The organism is Edaphobacter aggregans DSM 19364 (genome assembly GCF_000745965.1).
Classification (GTDB): Bacteria; Acidobacteriota; Terriglobia; order Terriglobales; family Acidobacteriaceae; genus Edaphobacter; species Edaphobacter aggregans.
The window spans coordinates 26855-51911 of sequence record NZ_JQKI01000037.1; the positions used below are offsets into that span (position 1 = coordinate 26855).

A 25057-nucleotide genomic window follows, 5' to 3' on the forward strand; every position below is an offset into this window, starting at 1 on the left:
AGCGCAGGGAGGCAGCCGGTTTACGGTTCGCCTTCCTGCGCATACTTTCTGCGCCTGCTCATCAGCAACTAAATCACCCTGCTTGGAGTTCCCGACCATTTATGCCGGTGCCTACCCTGCTTCGCGAGCTGATTCTTCCCGGCAGAGCGAATTCATCCGCGGCGCACCCTGCCCTTCGTACGGTGTGCGGCCTCGCACTTGTTCTTGGTCTTCTGTATTCGAGCTCAGCCTTACGGGCACAGGAGCCGCAATCCGAGGCAGTCCCGCTCGCGCCGGCTCGGTCTGCCCCCGCCTGGATGGACCAAGCCGTCATCTATGAGATTTTCCCCAGGCACTTCTCCCCCGAGGGTACGCTCAATGCTGTGACGGCGCGGTTGAATACCCTGCATACGCTGGGCGTCAACGTGCTCTGGATCATGCCAGTGCATCCCATTGGGGAGGTACACCGGCTGGGTGCGCTGGGAAGCCCATATGCCGCGCGCGACTTCTATGCTATCGACCCTGCGCTGGGAACGAAGGCCGATTTCACGCGCCTGGTCGAGGCGGCGCACGCACTCGGCATGCGCGTCATTCTCGATATAGCCGCCGATCATACCGCGTGGGACAGCGTGATGATGGCACATCCGGAGTTCTACATGCATGATGCGGCGGGACACATCGTCTCGCCGCACGGCTGGAGCGATGTCGCCGGTCTGAACTACGACAATCCGGCATTGCGCGAGTACATGGTCCAGATGTTCACGTACTGGCTGAAGACCTTCAACCTTGACGGCTTCCGCTGCGACGCGGCAGGATTCGTCCCGACCAGCTTCTGGGAACAACTACGGCCGACCCTTCAGGCGGTTCGTCCCGATGTGCTTCTGCTCGCGGAGGCTTCAAAGCCTGAACTGATGACCAAAGCCTTTGACCTGGACTATGGATGGCCGCTACTTGCCACGTTCAACGAGGTTGTCGAGCACGGCAAACCAGCAACAGCCATCGAGGCCACGTGGAACGAGCAGCAGGTTCGCTTTCCCCGCGGCACCGAGCACATGCTGATCTCGGACGACCACGATGAACAGCGGGCGACGGTACGGTACGGAACCGGCGGTGCCCTGGCTGTGTCGGCGCTAGTATTCACGCTGCCGGGGGTGCCTCTGCTGTACAACGGCATGGAGGTGGGCGATGCTACGCCTTCGGGCGCTCCCGCGTTGTTCGAGAAGTTTCACCTGTACTGGGGAGCCGGAAAACAGCGGCCCCAGTTTGCGGCCTTTTATCGTGCCATCATCCCGCTTCGTGCCAGCTCAACCGCGCTTCGCCACGGTGACCTGATCTGGCTGCACAATTCAGACGAGCAGCATGTGGTCAGCTTTATCCGCCGCAGCCCTGAGGAGACCGATCTCGTCGCAGTCAATCTTTCGAACACTCCATTTCGCGGCAGTGTTGAGGTGGCTGCGTCAGGCAACCAGCCGTGGCAAGAGGTCTCGTTGACACCTCCTGCCGGCTCAAGGAGACACCCTGCGAGTGCGGCTGCCACAGCATCGCTCCCTCCGGCCTTACCAGCTCTCTCCCTCGATGCCTTTCAGGTCCGCATCTTTCGGCTACCCGCGCCGACCCAGCCCTAAGGAGATATTGTGTCTCATTTCTTTGCCTCGATTGTCCCGTGGTTCATCGCAGCAGCTCCCTCTCGCCGTCTTCGCTGCGTGACCTTGAGCGTTGCCTTTTTGTCCGTGGTGACCCTCGCGGCGGCAGCACAGACCCCGGCCGGCGCCGATCTGGAGCGGCTCGCCAACGGGGTGCGTGTCCATCGTGGAGACCAGACGATGGAGATCACCACGTTGCGCGACGATGTCATCCGCGTGCGCTCATGGCAAGGCACGTCGGAGCCCGAGAACAGCTCCTGGGCCGTACTGCCTGAGGCGCTCCGCAGTACGGGACAGGCGACGCCAGAGCCTGCCGGCTTCAGCACCGGCAAGCTCCATGTTGCGCTCGGCCCTGGCCTCATGTTCACCGTGACGGACAACATCGGCAACATCCTCGAGCAGGATGCCGAGCCCATGGTGTGCCGTGGCACAGATTTCCGCATCTACAAGCACCGCACCAGAGACGACCACTTCTTCGGTCTTGGAGACAAGCCCGGTCCGCTCGACCGCTCCGGTGAGGCGTTCACTCTATGGAACACCGACCAATTTGGCTGGCAGGAGTCAACCGATCCGATCTACAAGAGCATCCCATTCTTTCTCGACGTTAGACAGGGCCGCACGCTCGGTGTCTTCTTCAACAACACCTTCCGCAGCTTCTTTGACTTTGGCCGTGAGAAGGCAGACGAATACAGCTTCGGCTCGGTAGACGGTCCGGCGGATTACTTCCTGCTGTACGGTCCAACGCCCAAGCAGGTGCTTTCGGACTATGCCTGGCTGACCGGGCCGACGCCGCTGCCGCCACTATGGTCGCTTGGCTTTCAGCAATCGCGCTACACCTACTCGCCGGAATCAGAACTGGTGGAGGTCGACCACCGCCTGCGCGCCGACAAGATTCCGACGGATGTGCTTTGGCTCGATATCCACTTTCAGAAGAACAACATGCCATTCACCATCGATCCGGAGTGCTTTCCCAACTTTCCGCAGCTAGTGAAGAACCTCGCAGCGGACCAGTTCCACCTTGTGGTAATTACGGATCTGCATATCGCGCGGCAGCCGGGCATCGGCTACGATCCGTACGATTCCGGCGTGGCGGGCGATCATTTCCTCAAGATGCCCGATGGCAGCACCTATGTCGGCACCGTCTGGCCGGGCCCCGCTGTCTTTCCCGATTTCACGCAGCAGAGATCTCTGGCATGGTGGGGTTCGCTGTACAAGCCATTCATCGCAGAAGGTATCGCCGGCTTCTGGAACGACATGAACGAGCCTGCCGTCTTCAACACACCCACCAAGACGATGCCTGATGACGTGCAGCACCGCATCGACATGCCGGGCTTGCTCAAGCGCACGACCGATCATCGCGAGATACACAACGTCTACGGCATGCTGAATTCGGAAGGCACCTACGACGGAATGCTTGCGGCACGGCCGAATGAACGGCCTTTTGTTATGACGCGCGCCAGTTTCGCGGGCGGCCAGCGCTACGCTGTCACCTGGACCGGCGACAACAGCTCTACGTGGAATCACCTCCGGATGACCATGCCGCAGCTGATGAACCTTGGTCTGAGTGGCTTCTCCATGGCGGGTGCGGATGTGGGCGGTTTTGCAGGCTCTCCACCGGCCGACCTGCTGACCAAATGGCTTGAGGTCTCCGCCTTCCAGCCCATCGATCGCGATCACTCCGCCAAGGGCACACGACGTCATGAGGTCTGGGTGGACGGCCCAGCGCAGGAGGCGATCCGGCGGCACTTCATCGAGGAGCGTTATCGGCTTCTGCCTTACCTGTACACAACGACCGAGCACACGGCCCATGACGGCGTCCCAATGATGCGTCCGCTCTTTGTGGAGTTTCCGGAGGCTACGACCGATGGACACCCCTTCGATCTGGAGGCGGGAGGCAGTGAGTTCTTGGTCGGTCCTGATCTGCTGGTGGCGCCTAATCCTTCTCCTGAAGAGATCGCTCCGTATGAGGTCCATTTGCCACCCGGCACCTGGTACGACTACTGGACAGGTGAGCGCTTCGAGCGTGCTGCGAAGATAGCCACTCGCGACCTGGAACAACGCGATCAGCTGCATTCCGTCCAGCCCCTGATGATCACACCCACGCTCGATGCGCTGCCTGTGTATGTTCATGGCGGCAGCATCGTCCCCATCGAGCCCCTGACCCAGAGCACGGAGGAGACGCCTAAGGGCCCACTGACCTTGCGGGTCTACCCCGCCACGGATCGCACCACTCCCTGCACCGGCGAGGTTTATGCCGATGACGGTCACAGCTTCAACTTCAGGCAGGGCGACTACGCCCGGGTCAACTTCTCCTGTGCCCTTCAGCAGGATGGCTCGATGACGTTTACCGTCGCACCGCAGCAGGGCCGTTTTCATCCCTGGTGGACCGAGTACAGGCTCGAGATCTACGGTTGGACGCCCACAAGGCACACAGCATCCACGGACTCGAGCAAGCTACCGCTCACAGCTGCAGGGAGCGCATGGACCGTGAGCTTTCCCGCCAAGCCGAACGGAGGAACCGTGCAAATTCAATAGACATGCCACTTGCCTCGTACCGAGTTCGACGGTCGAAGGCGCTGCCATTCACTTCGCTCAACTCACGTTTTCAGCTTTGGTCTCTTGAGAGGTGTCTCATGGTTTCTTCTCGCGGTTTGCTTCGGTCGCTTTGCTCCTGTCTCTTGCTGTTCGGCATTTTCTCCAACGTGGACGTGCATGCGCAGTCGGATCCCCCAATCCCCGCAGGCGACATCCGCGTCCACTACTTTCGCCCGGATGGAAACTATGCGGGATGGACGATCTATGCCTTTGGCGATACCACAGAGCCCAACAACTTCGCCGGCGGACCGGTCCCGGTCACGGGTACGGACAGCTTCGGGGCGTACTTCGACGTAAGTGTCACGACCGGCGCGGCCAACGTTGGGCTCATCCTGCATAACGGCAACACCAAGGATCCGGGACCCGATCAATTTGTCGATCCCGCCACTCAGGGCAACGAGTTCTGGGAGCTTTCCGGAAGCGACAAGCTAAGGACAACCCGGCCCGCTACAGGCGCCGATCCCGCAATCCCCACCGGGCATGCGCGTATTCACTACTTCCGGCCAGATGTCAACTATGACAACTGGAGCCTGTTCCCCTTCGGTGCCACCACGGACCCAACCGGAACCTTTTGCTCTACGGAGGATTTCTATAGCGGCTATGACAGCTATGGACCTTACTTCGATGTCGGAGTCAGCACTGGACAGCTCGGCTTCATCATCCATAACTGCTCCACGGGCGTGAAGGATCCGGGCCCGGACCAGTTCCTGCAGATCCCACAGTTTCAGCAGGGCTGGGTCGTCTCGGGTGACCCGACCGTGTTCACCCAGTTGCCCAGTCAGGCGCAGCTGCTCAATGGTCCATTCCGTCAACTGCAGGCGTACTGGATCGACGCAACGACGGTGGCCATCCAGCCGCAATTCATGCAATCGGGCTCTACCTACACGCTTCAATCGAGCCTGTCGGCGAGCCTCGCCATCACGGCGACAGGACTGACAGGCTCTGACATCTCGCTTGCGCTGACACCCTTCTCCGGCACGCTTACTGCCGAGGAGCTCACCCGCTTTCCGCAGCTCGCAGGCTACGCTTTACTGAAGCTGCCTGCGACCGTCCAGGCGGCCACGCTCGACAAAGCGCTCAAAGGTCAGCTGGAGGTAACCGCCATCGCCGCGGACGGCAGCCTGAAGTACACGACCGGCGTGCAGAGTTTCGGCGCACTCGATGCTCTGCTTGCCTACAACGGCAGGCTGGGAGTTGTCTTTCACCATAACCTCGATCCAGGCTGGTTCGACTGGGAGGACGATGATTCCTGCCCACTCAAGGTAAAGGTCTGGGCTCCCACGGCGCAGAGTCTTTCGCTTCTCCTGTTTGCCAACAGCACCGATACGACGCCTGAGAAAACTGTCGCCATGCACGAGCACAACGGTGTGTGGGTCGCCGACGGCGAAGCCAACTGGATTGGCAAATACTATCAGCTCCGCGCACAGGTTTATGTCTCCGCCGATCAGGCGATCGACACCAATACCACCACCGATCCTTACTCGGTCGATATTGCGCTCAATGGATTGATGACGCGCATCACTGACCTGGACGACGTGAAGACCAAACCAGCCTTCTGGGATCTACTGCCTTCGCCCACGCTCGCCAGCCTGAACGACATCAGCATCTACGAACTGCACATTCGCGACTTCAGCGTGGGTGACAACACAGTTCCCGCGGATCGTCGCGGCACCTACGAGGCCTTTACCGACCTGACTAGCGACGGCATGCGGCACCTTCACACGTTGGCGCAGGCCGGAATTAAAGCTGTGCATCTGCTGCCCAGCTTCCACTTCGGCACGGTCAATGAGGACAAGACTACGTGGCAGAATACCGAAAATTTGTCTAGCAATCCGCCCGACGGAGAGCAGCAGCAAGCTGCCGTCGAAGCTGTCCAGGCAAACGATCCGTACAACTGGGGCTACGATCCGGTGCACTACATGGCTCCCGAGGGAGCGTATGCCACTGATCCCAGCAATCGTGTGCGTGAGTATCGCGACATGGTCGGCGCCTTGCACCTCGCCGGGCTCCGAGTCATCCAGGACGTGGTCTTCAATCACACTTTTGCGAGTGGCGAGGACCCGCGAGCGAACCTGGACGAACTAGTGCCGAACTACTACCACCGTCTGGACGCGAACGGTGTACTCGAGACGGGCTCCTGCTGCGCGGACACGGCCAGTGAACACAAGATGATGGAGAAGCTGATGATCGACTCCGTCGTGCTGAACGCCAGGGAGTACAAGATCGACGGCTTCCGCTTCGACGCCATGGGTCTGCACTTTGTCTACAACATGGTGGACATCCGCAACGCGCTGAACGCGCTGACGCCGGAGAAGGATGGCGTTGATGGAAGCAAGATTTACATCTACGGTGAGGGCTTCCAGATCGCCGAGGCGGCCCACAACGCCATCGGACCGAACGCCAGCCAGTTGAACCTCTTCGGAACGGGCGTGGGCAGCTTCAATGACCGCATCCGGGATTCCATCCGTGGCGGAAATGCCTTCGGCACGGATCAACAGGATCAGGGCTTTGCCACAGGTCAGTTCACCGATTCGAGCGCGTTTACCAGCCAAGGCACTGCTCGGTCTGACCAGCTTGCTACGCTTCTTTCGCAGGCGGACCTGATCCGTCTCAGCCTCGCGGGAGCGCTCCGGAACTACACTCTCACCGACGCTACGGGACAGACCGTCACCGGTGCACAACTCTCCTACTCAGGTCAGCCGGCAGGATACACGGCGTCGCCGATTGAGGATGTCAATTACTGCTCCGTGCATGACAACCAGTCGCTCTTTGATGCCATCCAGATCAAGAGCTCTGCCGCGGACAGCATCGCCACACGGGTGCGGCGGCAGGTGTTGGCCATGAGTCTCGTGGCGCTCGCCCAGGGTGTCCCTTTCTACCAGGGGGCGGATGACCTGCTGCGATCGAAGGACATGGATAACAACGCCTTCAACTCCGGCGACTGGTTCAACAAGATCGACTTCTCTGGCACGGCCAACAACTGGGGAATCGGCCTGCCGGTCGCCAACCAGAATCAGGCGCAGTGGCCGGTCATGCAGCCCTTGTTGGCCAACACCGCCCTGAAGCCCTCGCCGCAGGAAATCGCCTCTGCGACGCAGGAGTTCCAGCACTTCCTGCGCATCCGCTATAGCACTGGCCTCTTCCGCATGGCGACGTTCGCTGAGGTGCAAGCGAACCTCAGCTTTCTGAACACCGGGCCCAGCCAGATCCCAGGACTCATCGTCATGCGGCTTGATGACCACGGCCACGACTACGGCGGCGGTATCCACCACGTGGTCGTGTTCTTTAACGCTACAAATGCTGCGGTGAGCTTTACCAACGCCAGCCTGCAGGGGATGAATCTACAGCTTGACCCATTGGAGACCGCATCATCTGACGCGACGTTGCTGCAGTCGAAGTTCGATAGAAGAGAGGGCACGGCTACCATCCCTGCGCTCACCACTGCAGTCTTTGTCGCCCATCAGGAGTAAATTTCACCGGGCGGGTTCGCATTACGGCGCACCCGCCTCCTTCTCACCCGAATTTTTAAAGGACTTCTTATGGCTCTGCTGTCAACTCGCGGCTTTATGGTTGTTCCCGCGTTCTATCTGGCACTGCTCGGCGCAGGCGTATCGCAGGCCCAGACGCAGTCGCCCGCGTCTGCTGAGCCGCTCACAGTCAACAAGATCGATCCACCGAACTGGTACAGCGGGCTGCCGAGCCCTATGCTATTACTGCGCGGAACCGGCCTGACTGGAGCGCGCTTCGCCTTCAGCGACCATTCCCTGCACGTGGAACGCAGCTCGATCTCGGCGAACGGTCATTGGGCGCAGTTACAACTGAACGCAGCGCCGGCCGCCGCGGAGTCGGTAGAGATTCAGATCGAGCGCTCAGGCACTAAGCTGCGCCTACCATATAGGTTCGACACAGCGCGGGCGACCAGTGATGGCATGCAAGGGTTCTCAGGGCACGACGTTATCTACCTGATCATGACCGATCGCTTTGCGGACGGCGACCTCCACAACGACGGTTTGGATGCGCAAAGCGATGCCAGCAGTCCGGCGGCTCTGGCAGAGCGGAGCAAGCCCAGAGGCTGGCATGGCGGCGATCTACAAGGTGTACTCCAGCACCTCGACTATCTGCAGCAGCTCGGCATCACCGCTGTCTGGATCACCCCCGTATACACGAACGCTGAACCGGCGGCCTACCACGGCTACCATTCTACGGACTACTACGGAGTGGACCCGCACCTGGGAAGGCTGAGCGATCTCGAACAACTCGCGAAGGCGCTGCACGCTCGCGGCATGAAACTTGTACTGGACACCGTCCCCAATCATGTGGGTCCTGGACATCCCTGGGTGGCCGACGAGCCGACACCAGATTGGTTCCATGGCACGCCGGCCAATCACAGCCCGGCCACCTTTGACTTCTCAGCCCTAATCAACCCGCACGCCCCGGAACGCGACCGAGTCAACACGCTTCATGGCTGGTTCGCGAATGCACTTCCGGACATGAACACAGATGATCCGATCGTGGCGCAATACCTTCGTCAGAACGCGGTCTGGTGGGTCGAGCAGACTGGGGCGGACGCTCTGCGCATCGACACCTTCGCGTTCGTTAACCGACCCTTCTGGCATGACTTCAACGGTGAGCTCGCTGAGCTGTTCCCGCATTTGACCGAGGTTGGTGAGATCTTCAACCCCCACCCGGAGATCACCTCTGCCTTTGCAGACGGCGTCATCCGTGCCGGAGCCGACACGCGACTCTATACTCCCTTCGACTTCCCGACCTACTTTGCGATCCGGGACGTTTTTGGCAAGGGCAAACCGATGAGCGAGCTTGCCGACGTACTTGCAGCGGATGCGCTGTATCCCCATCCCGAACGACTCGTCCCCTTTGCCGGTAACCATGACACGTCACGCCTGGCAGAGGTCGTGCGAGATCCTGCTCTCAGAGAACTTGCCTTTGCGTACCTCCTGACGACGAGGGGAACGCCGCAAATCTACGCCGGCGACGAGATCTCGATGCGCGGTGGTGACGACCCCGGCAATCGGGCAGATTTTCCGGGAGGTTTTGCCTCGGTGAACCCAGGCCCGAATGCCTTTTTGGCCGCGGGCAGAACGCCTGAAGAGCAGCGCAGCTATGCCTGGATCAAGCGCCTGCTCGCTCTACGCCGTGAGCACGATGTGCTGGCCTGTGGCGAAGAGCAGGTACTCTCCGCCGGGCCGGATGCCATAATCTATGCACGCTTCGATTCAAAGGGCTGTGTCAAACCTGACGGCTCAGCGGAGCAGGTTCCGTTGCTGATTCTGCTGGAGCGTAATGGCTCCGTGCCAATAACTGTCGACATCCGCAACACAGCGCTCGAGGGTTGCACTCCTCGTTCCCCCATCCTAGGAGAAGCGGAGTCGAGCATGCGAGATGGCCAGCTTTCGGTAGCACCGCATAGTCCGGTGGTCGTGCTGCCATGCAGATTATGACCCGCTCCCTACATCCTGACAGCCCTGATCGCGAAGCCCAAGCGACTCGGCTGTCTCAGCTCCATGCTTCACCAGAACGGCGATCGACCCTTGAGGACCTGACGTGCTCCTCGCCATTGGTATCGCACGACGTTGGTCCAGAGTCCTCTCGAATGCACTGCACTGGAGCCAGGCTGGGTCCCGACGAAGACGGGTGGCACCGAGGCAACGGGTGATCTGGACGAGGCACGTCGCACCCAGGTTTGGCTTGCAGCAAGCGATCAACCTGAGGCACTCGTAACTGGAGAGTACTTCTATCGCCTAAGAAAACGCTTTGAAGATTCCGTAGCCGTGCATCGCGTTATCGCTTCGTTTGAGCGAGCGGCCGAACACGTGCGCCGAACTTGTCGATCAAGCGAAGCTCGAAGTGAAACTAGTCGCCGCCGATGATTTCGGGAGCAAAGCGTGAGTGGATTTGATATCTCCTAAACACTAAGGATTTCAAGGGGTCGCCGAACTGTTGCAAGGCAAATGGACAGAACGTGCTGAGACCGTCTTGAGCGGAGTTCGTATCAGAACACCACCGACCAACAGGTAGAGCGCGGCCTTGAGAAAGGCTGGCGTCGCCAATTCTGCGGTATTCGTATTTTGCACATTCCAAAAGAGTTGGAAGATCGTCTTCAATGAGCAAGGCGGCGCATGACCAATACGCGACCACACCCAAAAAGTGTCATGTTATTCAAAACAGGGCATTTACCCAAAACACCTAAAGGCCTCCCGTCCGGGAGACCTAATAGTTTATTCCTCGTAAGTCATTGATTCTAATGGTGGCCAGAGACGGGATCGAACCGCCGATGCCGCCCTTTTCAGGGCTGGCTTCGTTCCAGTGACGCGAAAATTATGGCTGGCATTTTCGATTTGTAGCATCTTGTAGAAGCGATCCTAAAGCGATTGAAATGACTGTACCCATTTTTGTGTATAGCAGGGGAAGGGAAGGGAATTCGCTGGCTGTTAACCGAAGGGTTGTAGTCGAGTAGGTTTCGACCCCTTGGAGGCGCATCCGATTAGTTTGAAAATCAATCGAATATTCCCTCACACTGGAACCGGTTGTCGGCCAGCAACATCACATGGAGCAAGTACTTAATGCCGTTCGAACGGGAGGAAAGCTGGGCTGTTCCGCCACGGCCAGCCCATGGCCCACTTGGTTAGATCACTGAAAGAGTTTGTGGCATTTTTGTGGCAAATAGCGCCGATTGTGCCGGTTTTGCCGACTCATCCGGCTAATAAACCCTTTACCGTCAATAAAATGCCCGTAGAGTGCCACCTTCACACGGTGGAAGTCGTAGGTTCGAATCCTGCTGTGCCCACCAAATCTTTCAACAACTTAGCTGCGGATAGGGAATTGGCCGTTGCTCCAGCTTGCTCCAATCGCAGCCTATAGTGTTCATTTTATTGATCACAGATGGAGCTCGATTGTCCGATCGCAGGTGCGAACTCCTCCACCCCTTCGGGAAGAATTGCTTGTACTAGACGCCGTTGGGCTTCTCTCTTTGCGATGAGGCCAGCTTGTGAGTAGATTTCCAATGTGAACCGACTGTTCGCATGCCGCATGAGCTCCTGCACCACCTTTACGTTCTCCCCATTTGCGATGAGAAGTGTTGAGTAGGTGTGGCGGAAGGTATGCCAGCCAATCCTCTTCCGGATGCCGGCTCTCATTGCTGCTGGCCGAATCATCTTCTGTAGTACGACACCCGGCCAGAGCGGATCTTTGCCGTCGTTGCGAGAGCTGGCAAAGATCCAATCGTCCGAACCACTGTACTTGGATGTCTCTTTCCAGAGCCAGAGATCGGCAGCAATGCGTTCATTCACGGGAACCGGTTTGCGGAAGCTTCTGTTTTGCAATCCCCGATGGTGCCGAGGTAAATCGAACGTCGCACGGAGATCTCCAGATCAGAAAAGTTCACGTCGCCCCATCGGAGAGCAAAGAGTTCGCTGCGTCGCAGTCCCGTCGTCACAGCCAGCGTGACCATTAGGCGGGAGCGCGAATCCAGCTGCACCAAGAGAGCTTGGATGTCACTGGATTCCAGCACTTCCGGAACGTTCATGCGCATCGCACTCTGTCGAACGAGAGTGATAGGATTTTCGCCCTGTTCGAGCCATTCACAGCGGATCGCATGATTGAATAGCACGCTGAAAATATTGCGGATCTTTGCTTTGGTCGGATTCGCCAACGGAATTCCATCCGCACGCTGTAATTGTCTCAACCAATGCTCAACGGCTATGGTTCGAACGCAACGAAGGGCCATCTCGCCCCAGTGCGGACGGATCCACTTCTTCAGAAAATAACGATATACAGTTTTCGTCGCATGAGAATGCCAGCCTGCCTCCGCTAAGAGCTCCGTCTGCACATAATGGTCGATTAAATTCCCGATTGAGATAGAGTGCACTGGATGGCGGTTGCGATCTGCATTGATCTGCATTTTCAGCCCATTCGCCGCCGCCAGAGCTTGTTCTTCTGTCGGATATTGCTCAACGGTTCCGATAATCGTGGTTCGGCGTACCCATTTTCCTGTTTCGTCATGTTCTCGCCAGAGAAATTCCCAACGATGCGGTCCGGATTTTTGTTTTGCACGCCTTAGGTAGCCGTGCTGATAGTTTTGGCTCATTCAAGCCCTCCTCTTAGGAGGGTACCGGCTGCAGAAGTCGACCGATCGCTGTTGTTCGCGGGGAGTTTTTCTTTAATGCGGTGTAGTGGCTCGTCAATATGCGCTAGTCGGTTTCGGTCTTCAGTTAAGAGCTGAATTTGTCGGAATTCCCAAGCAGCGCGATACTGCCAGCGAACGTACTTGAGCAGCATGGAGCCGGTAGCCACCATGCCAGATTGCCAACTGTCAATTGGAACAGGGCCCAGCAATTTGCAGGTAGTACCCTGTCCGCGCGTGCACGTGAACCCCAGCACCTCTCTATTCTATTTCGACCGGCGCGCAGACCAGCGGTGCGATCTATAATCACCGCTGCAATAGTAGCAATCCATCGGATTCCACACAAAACTTGGGGGGAAGTAGTCATGAATTCCAAACCAGAATACCGACTACAGGCGTTAGACGAGGTCCTCTGGCGCTGGTTTGTGCAATTGCTATCGTAACGGGGGATACCCTGGCAGACGACACTCGCGGGCCTTGCGCTGCTGGCGGCGCCGACGAATACCCCGTGACAGGAGTAAAAACTTTGATTGTCAGCAACGACGGGTGTGATCTACCAGAAGGATTTTGGGTCTACGACCCTCGATGAATTCAAGAAGAATTCTAGAAGATGGAACTTTTTAACCCGGATCAATCCTGGACGTCGGTCGAGGAAGACAGTAGCCTAGTCGGCTGGTACGCGGACAGCCACAAAGGAAACTGGAGGCCTCGGAATGAGTGATCGTCTTCCTATCGTCTATCTGGCCCGGCACGGAGAAACGGCCTGGACCATTACAGGGCAGCACACCGGGCTTACGGACCTGCCCCTCACGGAAGATGGCGAGCATACCGCTCGGCGACTGGGGGAACGTCTCAAGGGACTTGTCTTTGCAAGGGCGTTCACCAGTCCCTTGCAGCGCGCACGCCGGACTTGCGAGTTAGCGGGATTCGGTTCCGTGGCCGAGATTGACTCCGATCTTGTGGAGTGGAATTACGGTGAATATGAAGGCCGCCGCGGCGCGGACATCCGATTGGAGCGCCCGGACTGGAATCTGTTTCGGGATGGATGCCCAGGAGGTGAAACGCCGAAGCAGGTAAGTGCTCGAGCAGACAATGTGGTTAACCAAGTACGCGCGATTTCCGGCGACGTATTGCTGTTTACAAGCGGGCATTTCATTCGTGTGTTGGCCGTGCGGTGGCTCGGACTTGAACCAACTGCCAATAGCAGATATCTCATGTTAAGTACGTCGAGCCTGAGTGCGCTGGGCTACGAAAAAGATCTTAGCCGACCGGTAATTCGATTCTGGAACGACACTCGTCACGTCGATACGGAGGCCGAATCGGAGGTGTAATTTACGCCTGACGACGCCGACTAGGGCAAGAGCACCGGCGTTCTTTTTCCTGCTTGCCGGCTGATTATCAACAAAAAGGGCGAACTTCAATTTGAGCTCCGTAGGAATTCCTTGAAGCTGGTGAACATCATCGACTGGAACAAGGCCGGCATGGAGGCGCAGTGAACCCCGAAAGGAGGCCCGCTTACTGAGATTTGATAGCTCACTTCGACCAGAAGACGATCTTGATGATTTCAAGTGTCGTCACATTCGATCAGTAAGCCGGGAGACCCTCCGAACGAAACTGCGCACAGACACGTTCAATCGTGTCGACACTCGGTGGCTGGACATCGTCGAGGGTGTAGTTGAGTTTGAGCTCTTTCCACTTAAATCGGCCCATTTGATGGAACGGCAGAACGTCGACCCGCTCCACGTTTCCCAGTCCGCGGAGAATCTGGCAATGTGTGCGATGTTCTCTGCATCGTCGCTTAGTCCGGGGAGATCGGGCAGGCCACAAAACCAACGAACGACCGCTGGATTTGAGCGTCGTTGACGGCCACCGTAAGTCACGCCTACTGTGACGGATTTCCTAAGGATGCATTGAATGAGACCGCTACGCGCGGCGTCTCGCCCATATAGGGATGGACCCAGTGGTAGAGCCAGCTGGGGAAGATCACGAGTAGACCGGGTTTGGGTTTGATTCGAACAGGTTCTCCGTATGGGTCGCCAGGCGCGCTTACAGCTTCCACACCGGCGCGCGGATCTAAAAATTCCAGCACCCCGCTCAGGGGACGTTCCGGATTACCAACTCCCGGATCCACGTAATAAACGCCGGACCAGGCACTGTCAGGATGGGAGTGCGGAGCATGGTACGCACCATCGCGGCAGGTAGTCGCCCATGCCGAAAGCGATATCGTTCCGTTGAACACGCCTGGGCCGGCAGAGGCATCCACCATATGCTTCACCGCCCAGGTAATCCATGCAGTCAGTGCCCCAATGGATGCCTCCGAGCCGTTGAGGAAGTCCGGCCGCGAGTGCCATCCTCCGATATTGCTACGACCCAGGGTAGCGTGTTTCGTCTCCTCCGCGAGAATCAACTCTCGGAGTTCCTGGTTCATCGCATCGGAATCCGGTACCCGCAATTGACCGATGAGGGTGGGAAACGCCGGTGTAACTTCGAGTTCCATCGGAGCCCCGCCTTATTCAACAGAGAACCACTGAGAGGGCAAGGCCTGCCTCACTGGTTTCCTTGTACTTGCTGTTCATATCCTTTGCGGTCTGAGCCATCGCCAGGATGGTCTCGTCTAGGCTGACGCGGTGGCTTGCTGCGATTTCGTTACTTGCAATCGCATAAGCCGTCCATGCCTTGACCGCGCCAAAAGCGCAGCGCTCGATACACGGAATCTGCACGTATCCGGCAACCGGGTCGCAGGTCATCCCAAGATGATGCTCAAGCGCCGACTCCGCAGCGTTTTCGATAACCCTTGGTTCAGCGCCATGAGCCTCCGCAATCATCGCTGCAGCCATTGCAGAGGCGACGCCAATCTCGGCCTGACAACCTCCCTCGGCGGCGGACAGCGTTGCGTTATGTTTGCACAGATACCCGATCGCAGCTGCGGTGATCATGCCGTCGCGAATCTTCTCCGAGGATAGCTTGCGTCCTCCTTCGCCAAGTCCGTAGACGAGGGCCGGCATCACGCCGGCGGAGCCTCCTGTTGGAGCTGTGACGACCAGATGGCCGCGCCCGTTTTCTTCCGATCCTGCAAGAGCATATGCCGAAAGCGAACCAATCCCGCGGTCCGACTCGTACTGCTCGTCCTGCGCGCGCTTGTAGACCGTAGATGCCTTCGTCTTCAACTTCGCCGGACCCGGCAATACCTCTTCGGGAGCGCTTAGTCCTGATTTCACGATGGCCACCATCGCGCCACTGATCTTATCGACAAAGGCATAGACCTCCTCCTGACTCTTGCCCGAGATCGACATTTCGTTGGCCAGAACCACTTGCGCGATCGTGAGCTTGTTTTGCTCTGCGTGCTGCCGCAACTCTTTCATGGTGCTGTAGGGATACTTCGGTGGATTCTTCTTGGGTGGCGTGTAACCTTTCCACTCAATGAATCCGCCACCCACTGAGTAGTACTCCTGCTCAAGAAGCACTTTGTTTCCAGCCATCAGGCTGCAAGTCATCGTGTTCGGGTGCGGGAAGTTGCCTTTGACGGCGTCAAAGACAACATCCTTAAGCGTGACATCAACGGTCTTCGAACCGAACGTCACAGGGTAGGACTGATCGGGATTATCTTTCATGCTGTCGAGAAATTTCGGATCGACCGTTGCGGGTTCCTTTCCGACCAATCCTGCAAGCGAGGCCCGCTCTGTGCCATGTCCCTTGCCTGTGGCACTGAGACTTCCGAACAGACGAACTTTGAGTGCTGTCGCCTGATTGAGCTGATCCGGAGGTAGCTTGGTACAACGCTGATAGAAGTCATATGTAATACGCATCGGCCCAATCGTGTGCGAGCTGGAAGGCCCGGGTCCCACCTTGTAGAACTCATCCAATGTCGTCATCACCGGACCTTTTGATTGTTTTACGACATTCAGATCAGGAGAGACCTTCGTTCCACCGGGAGGCGCCTTTGGAGGTGCTGCCGTGGATCTCTCCGTTCTCTCCTGGGCTGAGATGGGGGTGCCGACGATCACCGCGGCAGCTCCGACTACAGCGCTCCGCATGAGAAAGGTACGCCGATCAACGCCGACTGGAATCTCCTGGGAAAGCACGTCGGTGGAGGTGCCAATTGGATTCTCTCGTTCTGATTCATTAAGCTGGCTCATCGCCGCCTGACGATCACTATTGCCTTCTTTGGTAGACATGTTTCTCTCCTTCCGGCAAGCTCCGTTAGGAGCCTGAGTTTTGATGCTCACTTCGACTAGCTGACTATCTTGACGATTTCAAGTGTCGTCATATTCGATCAGTAAACCCGGAGACCCTCCGAACGAAACTGCGCACAGACACGTTCAATCGTGTCGACACTCGGTGGCTGGACATCGTCGAGAGTGTAGTTGAGTTTGAGCTCTTTCCATTTAAAACGACCCATTTGATGGAACGGCAGAACGTCGACTCGCTCTACGTTTCCCAAGCCCGCGGAGAATCTGGCAATGTGCGCGACGTTCTCTGCATCGTCGCTTAGTCCCGGGACCAGCACGAATCGCACCCAGACGGGCCTTTTGTGCTCCGCCAGCCGGCGTGCGAAATCCAGAACTGGGGCATTATCCATGCCGGTAAGATGACGATGTCGCTCCGGATCCCACATCTTGATGTCAAGGAGCACCAGGTCGATTTGCTCGAGTTCTGTATCGCTGAGACGATTACCGAAAAAGCCATTAGTATCCAGCGCGGTATGGATTCCCATCGATTTAGCAGCTGTAAACAGCTTGACGGCAAATCGGTCCTGCATGAGAGGCTCACCGCCGCTCAATGTGAATCCGCCAGACATGATCTTCAGACCATGACGATACTTGCGAAGCTCCTCTGTTGCGTGAGCGAGTGTAACGGGGATGCCGTTGCTCATATTCCAGGTGTCGGGGTTATGGCAGTATAGGCACCGCCATTGGCAACCTGTCGTCCATCCGACGACTCGCACACCAGGACCATCGACTGTCGAGCCGGTAGTAAAGGAATGAAGGAAGCCCATGTTCCCAGTGGCTAGGGCTGTCCGCACGTCCGATTCGGGCGTGTCCGCCCCGAGGTTGACACGCAGTTCGAAGGGGTTTCTCGCTTCGAGAGAGATAGTTTTTAGACCTTGGCTCATGTCGTCGCCTGGCTTCCGTGGAAAGTCCGGTTGATTACATCCATCTGTTGTTCGCGAGTCAATCGGACGAAGTTGACGGCGTATCCTGAGACGCGGATCGTCAGGTGCGGATACTTCTCCGGATGATCCATCGCATTCAGGAGTGTTTCGCGATTGATCACGTTCACGTTCATGTGATAACCCGTAGCACTGAAAAACGCGTCAAGCATGCTTCGCAAATTCGCGATCCGGTCCTGGGCGATTCTTCCGAGTCCCTCGGGGAGTAGCGTCGCGGTGAGAGAAATGCCATCGGCAGCATCGCGAAAGGGGATTTTTGCGACCGACGCGCCTGCAGCATGAATGCCATGGCTGTCGCGCCCATGCATAGGGTTGGCGCCCGGAGCGAACGGCTCTCCGCGACGCCTTCCGTCAGGAGTGTTGCCTGTACTCTTGCCGTACACCACGTTCGATGTAATGGTCAGGATCGACTGAGTGTGAACAGCGTGCCGGTAGGTAGAATACTTCCTCAGTTTGCTCATGAACGTGCTGACAACCCAGGAAGCGAGTTGGTCAACTCGATTGTCGTTATTGCCGAAGACGGGAAAATCGCCTTCAATCGCGTAGTCGATGACGAGCCCGGACTCATCGCGAATCGCCCGAACTCTCGCATACCGTATCGCCGAAAGACTGTCGGAAACTACCGACATGCCTGCCATGCCGAAGGCCATGGTACGCAGGGGGGCGTAATCGTGAAGCGCCATTTCCAGGCGCTCGTATGCGTACTTGTCGTGCATGTAGTGGATGATGTTCATGGCGTTGACGTACACGCGGGCGAGCCAATCCATCATCTTTTCGTACTTGTCAAGCACGTCATCGAAATCAAGGTACTCGCCCTTCACGCCGTCGACCGCCGGTCCCACCTGCTCACCTGTAATTTCATCTCTGCCGCCGTTGATGGCATACAGCAGACATTTGGCGAGGTTTGCGCGCGCACCAAAAAACTGCATCTGCTTGCCCATGAGCATCGGTGACACACAGCAAGCGATGGCTCCGTCATCTCCCAGAGAGCGGCGCATGATTTCGTCACTCTCGAATTGAATGGAGCTGGTGTCTATCGCCACCTTGACGGCGAAATTGCGAAATCCGTCAGGCAACTGCGGTGAATACCAGATGGTGAGATTGGGTTCCGGCGCCGGGCCGAGGTTATACAGCGTCTGAAGAAATCGAAAGCTTGTTTTGGTTGCCAGCGATCGCCCATCATCTCCCATGCCGGCAATCGACTCGGTCACCCAGGTCGGATCGCCTGCGAAGAGATCGTCGTATTCCGGTGTGCGTAGAAATCGAACAATGCGCAGCTTGATGACGAAGTCATCGATGATCTCCTGCGCCTGCTGCTCGGTGAGCGTACCACTTGCGAGGTCCCGGTCGAAGTAGATGTCGAGGAACGTTGACGTTCGGCCAAGCGACATGGCCGCTCCGTTTTGTTCCTTCACGGCTGCGAGGTAGCCGAAGTACAACCACTGCACGGCTTCGTGCGCGTTGCGGGCGGGCTCCGAGATATCGAATCCATAACTGAACGCCATCTGCTTCAGTTCGTTCAGGGAGCGAATCTGTTCGCTGAGTTCCTCGCGGTCGCGGATGATGTCTTCGGTCGACATGGCCGAATCGAGGCTGAGTTTCTCCTCCTGCTTGTGCTTGATGAGCCGGGAAACACCGTAGAGAGCCACTCGGCGGTAGTCGCCGATAATTCGTCCGCGCCCGTAGGCATCGGGCAAACCGGTTAGAACGTGAGAGCTGCGACACCGCCTCACGTCTGCAGTGTACGCATCGAAGACTCCTTCATTGTGCGTCTTGCGGTACTTCGAAAAGGTCTCGACGACCTGAGGATCGGGCTCGTACCCATAAGCCTTGAGGGCGGTCAGAACCATCCGAAGGCCGCCGTTCGGCATGATTGCCCGCTTCAACGGCGCCTCGGTCTGAAGGCCAACAATCACTTCGTTCTCTCGATCGATGTAGCCCGGACCGTGCGCCGTGATCGAACTGGGGACCTGAGAGATGTCGAGCACGCCCTTCTTGCGCTCTTCAATAAACAGTTGGCTCAACCCATCCCATATTTTCCTAGTCCGTTCCGTCGCTGCTGCAAGGAAAGATCCATCTCCCTCGTATGGCTCATAGTTCTGCTGTATAAAATCGCGAACGTTGATCTCCTTTTGCCAGAGACCCTTGCTGAATCCAGTCCATGGAGAGGTCGCTGCTTCTGGCGCGATCTGCTGTGAAGTGGCAATCGTCATTTGTAGTTCCCCCTGCTTCTGCCGTTATGAAACGGGCTGCATAAATCCAAGTAATGACCATGTATGGCGCGCGATCATGAGTTCCTCGTTAGTCGGAACCACCCATGCCGACACTCTGCTTTGCTCAGTCGATATTCGCGAGTTACCGCTGGTGTTCGCCTGGGCGTCCAAGTCCAAACCCAGCCACGAAGATGCCTCGCAGATTCGGCGGCGGATTTCCGACGAATTTTCCCCGATTCCTGCCGTAAAGACGAGTGCATCGACTCCACCGAGCACCGCGGCCAGAGCTCCGATTTCTTTTGCCGCGCGATATACGAAGTAATCCACCGCCAGACGAGCTTCGGGTTCGCTTCTGCCGAGCAGATCGCGCATGTCGTTGCTTATCCCTGAGATCCCCAGCAAACCCGACTGCTTGTAAAGCATCGTCTCCACCTCTTTGGCGCTGAGCTCGAGGTTTTGAAAAAGATACAAAAGGACCCCTGGATCAATCGCGCCCGGCCTTGTTCCCATGCAGAGTCCGTCCAGGGCTGTAAAGCCCAGAGTGCTGTCCAGGCTTCTTCCATCCTTTAACGCGCATAGGCTCGCACCGCTTCCAAGATGCGCGACTATGACCCTGGCTTTGGCAATCGCGGGTGCTACCGTAGGCAAAACGGAGGCAATGTACTCATAGGACAGCCCGTGGAAACCGTATCGCCGCAGACCCGATTTGCAAATCTCCTTTGGCAGCGGGATCAGTTCGACGACTTGCGAATGACCGGCATGAAAACCCGTATCAAAACAGGCGACCTGCGGCACACCAGGCAGGCGTTCGAAGACGGCATCGATGGCTGCGAGGTTGTATGGCTGGTGCAACGGGGCCAGCGGGACGAGCTCGTAAAGATCAGAAAGCGTCTGCCGCGTCAACAGCACCGGTTGGCCGTATCGTGTCCCGCCGTGAACTACACGATGTCCAACACCGAGCACATGCGCGCCGGGCCACTTTGACCGCAGCCACGACGCAAGCGCCTCGATGGCTGCATGGCCATCAGCGACGCTGGCATCCAAGCTGTTGTTTACAAGGACTGCACCCTGAGCATCCTTCGCACTAAGCCGAGGCGAGGTTCCAATCCCCTCAATCTGGCCGCGCGCCGCGATTTCCCAGTCGTTGTCACGAGGTCGCTGGTAGACGCAAAACTTCAGGCTTGATGAGCCGGCGTTGAGCACAAGTGCGTAGTCGTCCATCTGTAACTCCTACGGTTTGCTTCGGCGGGCATGCGCCGCCAGCATCGCGACGGCACAACTTGCAATTCGCGACCGCACGCTATCGGCCCGGCTGGTCAGGATGATCGGCACTTTAGCGCCAAGCACCAATCCGGCACTGTCGGCTTTGGCCAGGAAGCTTAGTTGCTTGGCAAGGATGTTTCCTGCTTCGAGGTCCGGCGCCAGAAGGATGTCAGGATCACCAGCAACCTCAGAGTGAATACCTTTGGTTAGGGCGGCCTCCTTGCTGATGGCGTTGTCAAATGCCAGTGGACCGTCGAGGATCGCGCCGGTGATCTGTCCTCGCTCCGCCATCTTGCAAAGCGCTGCGGCGTCGATCGTGGCCGGCATCTTCGAAGTCACGGTTTCGACCGCTGCCAGAATTGCGACCTTTGGTTTGTTCACGCCGAGTGAGATGGCGAGATCAACAGCGTTCTGGCAGATGTCTACCTTGTCTTCCAACGTGGGGGATATATTGATCGCACCGTCTGTAACAATCAGGACCTTGTGATACGTCGGAATATCCATCACAAAGACGTGACTGATGCGACGGCCTGTCCGCAGTCCTCCTTCGCGTGACACGACCGCTGCCATCAATTCGTCAGTATGAAGGCTGCCCTTCATCAGAAGTTCTGCCTGTGCCGAACGCACTAATTCGACGGCCTTCGCCGCGGATGCATTGCTGTGTGGCGTGTCCACGATTTGAAAGCTGTTGAGGTTAATTCCCGCGGACTTGGCGGTGGCAGCTATCTTGTCGCGAGGCCCAACCAAGATGGGAATGATGATTCCCAGGTTCGCTGCCTCGACTGCACCAGACAGCGCCGACTCCTCGCATGGATGTGCTACCGCGGTTGGAATCGGCTTCATGTTCTTGCATGTCGCCAATATCTGTTCATATTTTCCGGTTCCGGTTTGGTCAGTCACGCTTTCATCCCCTGCACTACTCGCGAAGACGATGCTCGGGCTGCGGGGCCGGTTTCCCTCAGGAAGAACGACAGTATAATAGCAACCGCGACCCCCAGGAGCAACGGCGCAAAAGCCACCTGATAATGTTCCTTTTCCATACGACCGGCGCCGCCAGACATGTGTTGAAGAATCCATGCGAAGACCGGACCGAGCAGAGCGCTGAAGGTAAAGTTCAGAAAATTGACGACCCCGGTCGCCGTCCCTCCAAACTGCGGAGGGTTAGCTTCCTTGATCACGCTGTAAGGCAGCATCGCTGCACCGGATGCCACTCCGGCCATCAGACCGACGACGTAAGGAGGGAACACTCCTGTGCGACCGAAGAGTATCCAGGCCATGCATGCCATAAGCGCAGCCGCGCCTCCGATGATTACTGGCTTCCGTCGCCCGAGCCGATCGGAGATGAAACCCAGGAGCGGGCAACCGATGATCCAACCAAAGGGAACCGCGGACGAGCGCATAACCGCAGATGCGTAGTCGAGGCCATGGGCTTCCTGGAGATAGCGCACCCCCCAAACCATGTCGAAGATCGTGGTTGGGATAAAGAGCAGCCCGGCGATCAAACCGCACAGGATCGACTGCGGATTGCTGAAGACAACGCGGAAAGACGCGACGGTGGTACTCAACCAGTTGTCGAGCCGCTTTTCCTGTTTTTCCTTTGGTAAGAAAACGGCAAGGAGGAGGCCAATCCCCAGGCCGGCAATGCCCATGCCGATCCAGAAACGGTTCCACGCGAGGCCGCCGCCGATCATGGGTCCTACCACGAACTGCCCAGCCGACCCACCGGCCATTCCAAACATTTGTGTGGCACCGACCAAAGTGGCCGCGTTGGAAGCCGGAAAATTCTTGGTCGCGATGTAGATCGCACCTACAAGTGCAAAAACGCCGCCCGCACCCTGAAGCACTCTGCCCAGGCTCGCGACGTCGCTGCGGCCAGTAGCGAATAGCAGCGCCCCTAACCCAACCACAGCTGCGGCGACCGGCAGAACTCTTCGCGGCCCAAGCTGGTCCATAGCAGCGCCCGCCACCAGGCTGAACGGAGAATACCCGTAATAGAACAGGCCTACGATCGAGGCCACGCCGAGTGCGCTCACCCCGAAGGCTTCCGATAATTGCGGCATCATGACAGAGGGAGCCGAGCGGAGTGAATACTGATAAAAGTAGTAGATCGCGGTCAGCACCCATGCAAGGACAGCTATTCCCAGGCTCTTCCCAGTCTGCGGCCGGCTTTCTAATTGTGCTCTTACCTCTGCCATATACGTCCGTGCGACTGACGCTGAAGTTCGCGCCGCATGTTGCTGCTCTCTAACAGAGCACTTCAGATACCGCTTAACCCGTCTTTGGAAGTCTTTTTGTTACTTGAAGTCCACTTTTTGTCGCTTCATGTGTTGGTATAAGCGGGTGCCAGAGAACCTACAACTGGGGAAAACCCTAGTTGACCCTGATTACATGGTTTTCTAGGATCTCTTTCATTGACCAGTTCGTAGCTTTAAATTTTGCTTAGCGAATGTCGCCATGCCTACTGAGCGCAAATCGGAACTCTGCTCCGGTTATCGATGTCGAGACGCCAGCTCTGCCGTTATGCTCTTGGGCGCGGCGCTGACGCTGACTGGTTGCTTGGTAGGGCCGAACTACAAAAAGCCGGTACTGAAGGTAAACGACACTTGGGGCGTGACCAGCCCACAGATCTCTGCGCAGCCTCCTTCGGACAGCGCATGGTGGAAAGCCTTCAACGATCCAACGCTTGAACAATTGATCCAGCTCGCCTACAGTCAGAACCTGACGTTGCAGGTTGCGGGACTTCGGATCATGGAAGCTCGGGCCGCGCTCGGTGTCGCGATCGGCAATCAATATCCGCAGAACGAGGTGTCTGCGAGAGTAAGCCGAGTAGGTCTCAGCAACAATACGGTTAACAGACCACCTGATTTCACTCGAGATTACTGGAATCAGCAGGTCGGTTTTGACGCATCCTGGGAAGCGGACTTCTGGGGCAAGTACCGCAGAGCCGTCAAGGAGCAGAAGGCCGTTTATGTGAGCTCCATTGACGACTACCAGAACGCACTCGTCTCGTTGTGCGCCGAAGTCGCGCGGACCTACGTGGCTATTCGCACCTTCGAAGAGCTGATCGAGCAGGGCCGCCAGAACGTGCGCATTCAGGAAGAATCGCTGCGCATCACGGATGTGCGCTTCCGTAATGGGGCTACGTCCGAATTAGACGTAGCGCAGGCGCGGGAGCTGCTCGAGAGCACACGAGCGTCGATTCCTCAGTTCGAGATCGGCCTCGCTCAATCGCAAAACGCGCTCTCCACCTTGCTCGGTCAGCCCACAGGCTCGCTCCAGAATCTGTTGCAAGGACCGCGGACGATCCCGGCGGCACCGCCCCAAGTGGCGGTGAGTATTCCTGCAGATATGCTGCAGCGCCGTCCGGATATCCGAAGTGCAGAACTCGTCGCAATGGCACAATTCGAACGCATTGGTATCGCAAAGACGGAGCTCTATCCGCACTTCGTTCTCTCAGGTGCACTGGGAGTGCACTCGACCAACCCTGGTGTATCGCCCTTCAACTTTCTCGACCCCGCCAGCCTGTTCTATGCCGTGGGTCCGCGTGTGTATTGGCAACCCTTCTCTTACGGCCGCATCAGGAATCAAGTGCGTGTCGAGGATGCGCGATTTCAACAAGCTCTCACCACATTCCAGAACAGCGTACTCAAGGCGTCGCAAGAGGTGGATGACAGCATTATAGGATTCACCAAAACACTCGAGGCGACGTCTGCCGAGCAAAACGCGGTGACGGCGGCACGCCGGTCGGTCGAACTGGCCTCCATCCAATATCGGGAAGGTGCAGTCGATTACCAGCGTGTGCTCGATTCCGAACGAACGCTCTTGCAGGAGGAGAACAATCTTGTCAATCTGCGCTCGAACGCCGCGACGAACGTCATCAGTCTGTACAAGGCCCTCGGCGGCGGTTGGGAGATGAGCGTCGGTCAGCCTTTCGTCCCCAACGTAATCAGGATCGAGATGGAGAATCGCACCAATTGGGGCAATTTGTTCTCGACGCAGCCGACGACGGACTCGTCCAAAAAGTAACCGGCACCACCCGTGAGGTAAGAACATC

Annotated in this window: 15 protein-coding genes; 6 read left to right on the top strand and 9 right to left on the bottom strand. The window is 57.5% G+C overall.

Features of this window, described 5'->3' with window-relative positions; translation table 11 throughout:
- The first annotated feature begins 101 nt into the window (after nucleotides 1-101).
- The 4 genes from Q363_RS15935 (at nucleotide 102) to Q363_RS15950 (ending at nucleotide 9676) form a co-directional block, all read left to right on the top strand.
- Entirely contained in the window at nucleotides 102-1604 is a 1503-nt protein-coding gene (locus Q363_RS15935; protein WP_051978849.1) for an alpha-amylase family glycosyl hydrolase, read from the top strand.
- Nucleotides 1605-1613: 9 nt separating this feature from the next.
- Nucleotides 1614-4157, top strand: coding sequence for a glycoside hydrolase family 31 protein (locus Q363_RS15940; RefSeq protein WP_245632257.1), 2544 nt, complete (start codon nucleotides 1614-1616; stop codon nucleotides 4155-4157).
- A 98-nt stretch (nucleotides 4158-4255) separates the two neighbouring features.
- A complete protein-coding gene (gene pulA, locus Q363_RS15945) occupies nucleotides 4256-7687 on the top strand; it encodes a pullulanase-type alpha-1,6-glucosidase (protein WP_084080409.1) in 3432 nt (1143 codons plus the stop codon).
- Between the two features lie 69 nt (nucleotides 7688-7756).
- Nucleotides 7757-9676: an alpha-amylase family glycosyl hydrolase gene (locus tag Q363_RS15950; protein WP_051978850.1), complete on the top strand. Its 1920-nt coding sequence runs from the start codon at nucleotides 7757-7759 to the stop codon at nucleotides 9674-9676.
- A gap of 1428 nt (nucleotides 9677-11104) precedes the next feature.
- Here the strand turns inward: Q363_RS15950 and Q363_RS46295 are convergent.
- Nucleotides 11105-11524 carry a tyrosine-type recombinase/integrase gene (locus Q363_RS46295; RefSeq protein ID WP_051978851.1) on the bottom strand — a complete coding sequence of 140 codons (420 nt, stop codon included), beginning with the start codon at nucleotides 11522-11524 and terminating at the stop codon, nucleotides 11105-11107.
- Complete coding sequence (locus Q363_RS15955) at nucleotides 11521-12321, bottom strand: tyrosine-type recombinase/integrase (protein WP_051978852.1); 801 nt, start codon at nucleotides 12319-12321, stop codon at nucleotides 11521-11523. The genes Q363_RS46295 and Q363_RS15955 overlap by 4 nt, the downstream gene beginning before the upstream one ends.
- 749 nt (nucleotides 12322-13070) lie before the next feature.
- On the opposite strand from Q363_RS15955, the gene Q363_RS15960 reads away from it, so the two are divergent.
- Entirely contained in the window at nucleotides 13071-13688 is a 618-nt protein-coding gene (locus Q363_RS15960; protein WP_035352025.1) for a histidine phosphatase family protein, read from the top strand.
- 551 nt (nucleotides 13689-14239) lie between these two features.
- Here the strand turns inward: Q363_RS15960 and Q363_RS36175 are convergent.
- The 7 genes from Q363_RS36175 to Q363_RS15995 all read right to left on the bottom strand — a co-directional run bounded on the left by Q363_RS36175 (nucleotide 14240) and on the right by Q363_RS15995 (nucleotide 23123).
- Complete coding sequence (locus Q363_RS36175; RefSeq protein ID WP_051978853.1) at nucleotides 14240-14854, bottom strand: 2OG-Fe(II) oxygenase family protein; 615 nt, start codon at nucleotides 14852-14854, stop codon at nucleotides 14240-14242.
- 16 nt (nucleotides 14855-14870) lie between these two features.
- Complete coding sequence (locus Q363_RS15970; protein ID WP_211256206.1) at nucleotides 14871-16532, bottom strand: L-serine ammonia-lyase; 1662 nt, start codon at nucleotides 16530-16532, stop codon at nucleotides 14871-14873.
- 98 nt (nucleotides 16533-16630) lie between these two features.
- On the bottom strand, nucleotides 16631-17470 hold the full coding sequence (pflA, locus tag Q363_RS15975) for a pyruvate formate-lyase-activating protein (protein WP_064742657.1): 840 nt from the start codon (nucleotides 17468-17470) through the stop codon (nucleotides 16631-16633).
- Entirely contained in the window at nucleotides 17467-19740 is a 2274-nt protein-coding gene (gene pflB, locus Q363_RS15980) for a formate C-acetyltransferase (RefSeq protein ID WP_035352028.1), read from the bottom strand. Before pflB ends, pflA begins: the two co-directional genes overlap by 4 nt.
- Nucleotides 19741-19764: 24 nt before the next feature.
- The gene (locus Q363_RS15985) at nucleotides 19765-20961 is read right to left on the bottom strand and encodes an acetate/propionate family kinase (protein ID WP_035352031.1); all 1197 of its coding nucleotides are present in this window, start codon (nucleotides 20959-20961) and stop codon (nucleotides 19765-19767) included.
- A 9-nt stretch (nucleotides 20962-20970) separates the two neighbouring features.
- Nucleotides 20971-21903 carry a bifunctional enoyl-CoA hydratase/phosphate acetyltransferase gene (locus Q363_RS15990; protein WP_035352033.1) on the bottom strand — a complete coding sequence of 311 codons (933 nt, stop codon included), beginning with the start codon at nucleotides 21901-21903 and terminating at the stop codon, nucleotides 20971-20973.
- Entirely contained in the window at nucleotides 21900-23123 is a 1224-nt protein-coding gene (locus Q363_RS15995; protein WP_169747009.1) for an MFS transporter, read from the bottom strand. The genes Q363_RS15990 and Q363_RS15995 overlap by 4 nt, the downstream gene beginning before the upstream one ends.
- 400 nt (nucleotides 23124-23523) lie before the next feature.
- Between Q363_RS15995 and Q363_RS16000 the strand changes: the two genes are divergently transcribed.
- Nucleotides 23524-25029, top strand: coding sequence for an efflux transporter outer membrane subunit (locus Q363_RS16000; RefSeq protein ID WP_051978855.1), 1506 nt, complete (start codon nucleotides 23524-23526; stop codon nucleotides 25027-25029).
- The last annotated feature ends 28 nt before the right edge of the window (nucleotides 25030-25057 follow it).

Bases quoted from the DNA above. Each gene is read 5' to 3' on its own strand.
- pulA (WP_084080409.1), top strand. From the start codon at position 4,256: ATGGTTTCTTCTCGCGGTTTGCTTCGGTCGCTTTGCTCCTGTCTCTTG.
- Q363_RS15970 (WP_211256206.1), bottom strand. From the start codon at position 16,532: ATGTCTACCAAAGAAGGCAATAGTGATCGTCAGGCGGCGATGAGCCAG.
- pflB (WP_035352028.1), bottom strand. From the start codon at position 19,740: ATGACGATTGCCACTTCACAGCAGATCGCGCCAGAAGCAGCGACCTCT.
- Q363_RS15950 (WP_051978850.1), top strand. From the start codon at position 7,757: ATGGCTCTGCTGTCAACTCGCGGCTTTATGGTTGTTCCCGCGTTCTAT.
- pflA (WP_064742657.1), bottom strand. From the start codon at position 17,470: ATGAGCCAAGGTCTAAAAACTATCTCTCTCGAAGCGAGAAACCCCTTC.
- Q363_RS15935 (WP_051978849.1), top strand. From the start codon at position 102: ATGCCGGTGCCTACCCTGCTTCGCGAGCTGATTCTTCCCGGCAGAGCG.
- Q363_RS36175 (WP_051978853.1), bottom strand. From the start codon at position 14,854: ATGGAACTCGAAGTTACACCGGCGTTTCCCACCCTCATCGGTCAATTG.
- Q363_RS15955 (WP_051978852.1), bottom strand. From the start codon at position 12,321: ATGAGCCAAAACTATCAGCACGGCTACCTAAGGCGTGCAAAACAAAAA.
- Q363_RS16000 (WP_051978855.1), top strand. From the start codon at position 23,524: ATGCTCTTGGGCGCGGCGCTGACGCTGACTGGTTGCTTGGTAGGGCCG.
- Q363_RS15985 (WP_035352031.1), bottom strand. From the start codon at position 20,961: ATGGACGACTACGCACTTGTGCTCAACGCCGGCTCATCAAGCCTGAAG.
- Q363_RS15960 (WP_035352025.1), top strand. From the start codon at position 13,071: ATGAGTGATCGTCTTCCTATCGTCTATCTGGCCCGGCACGGAGAAACG.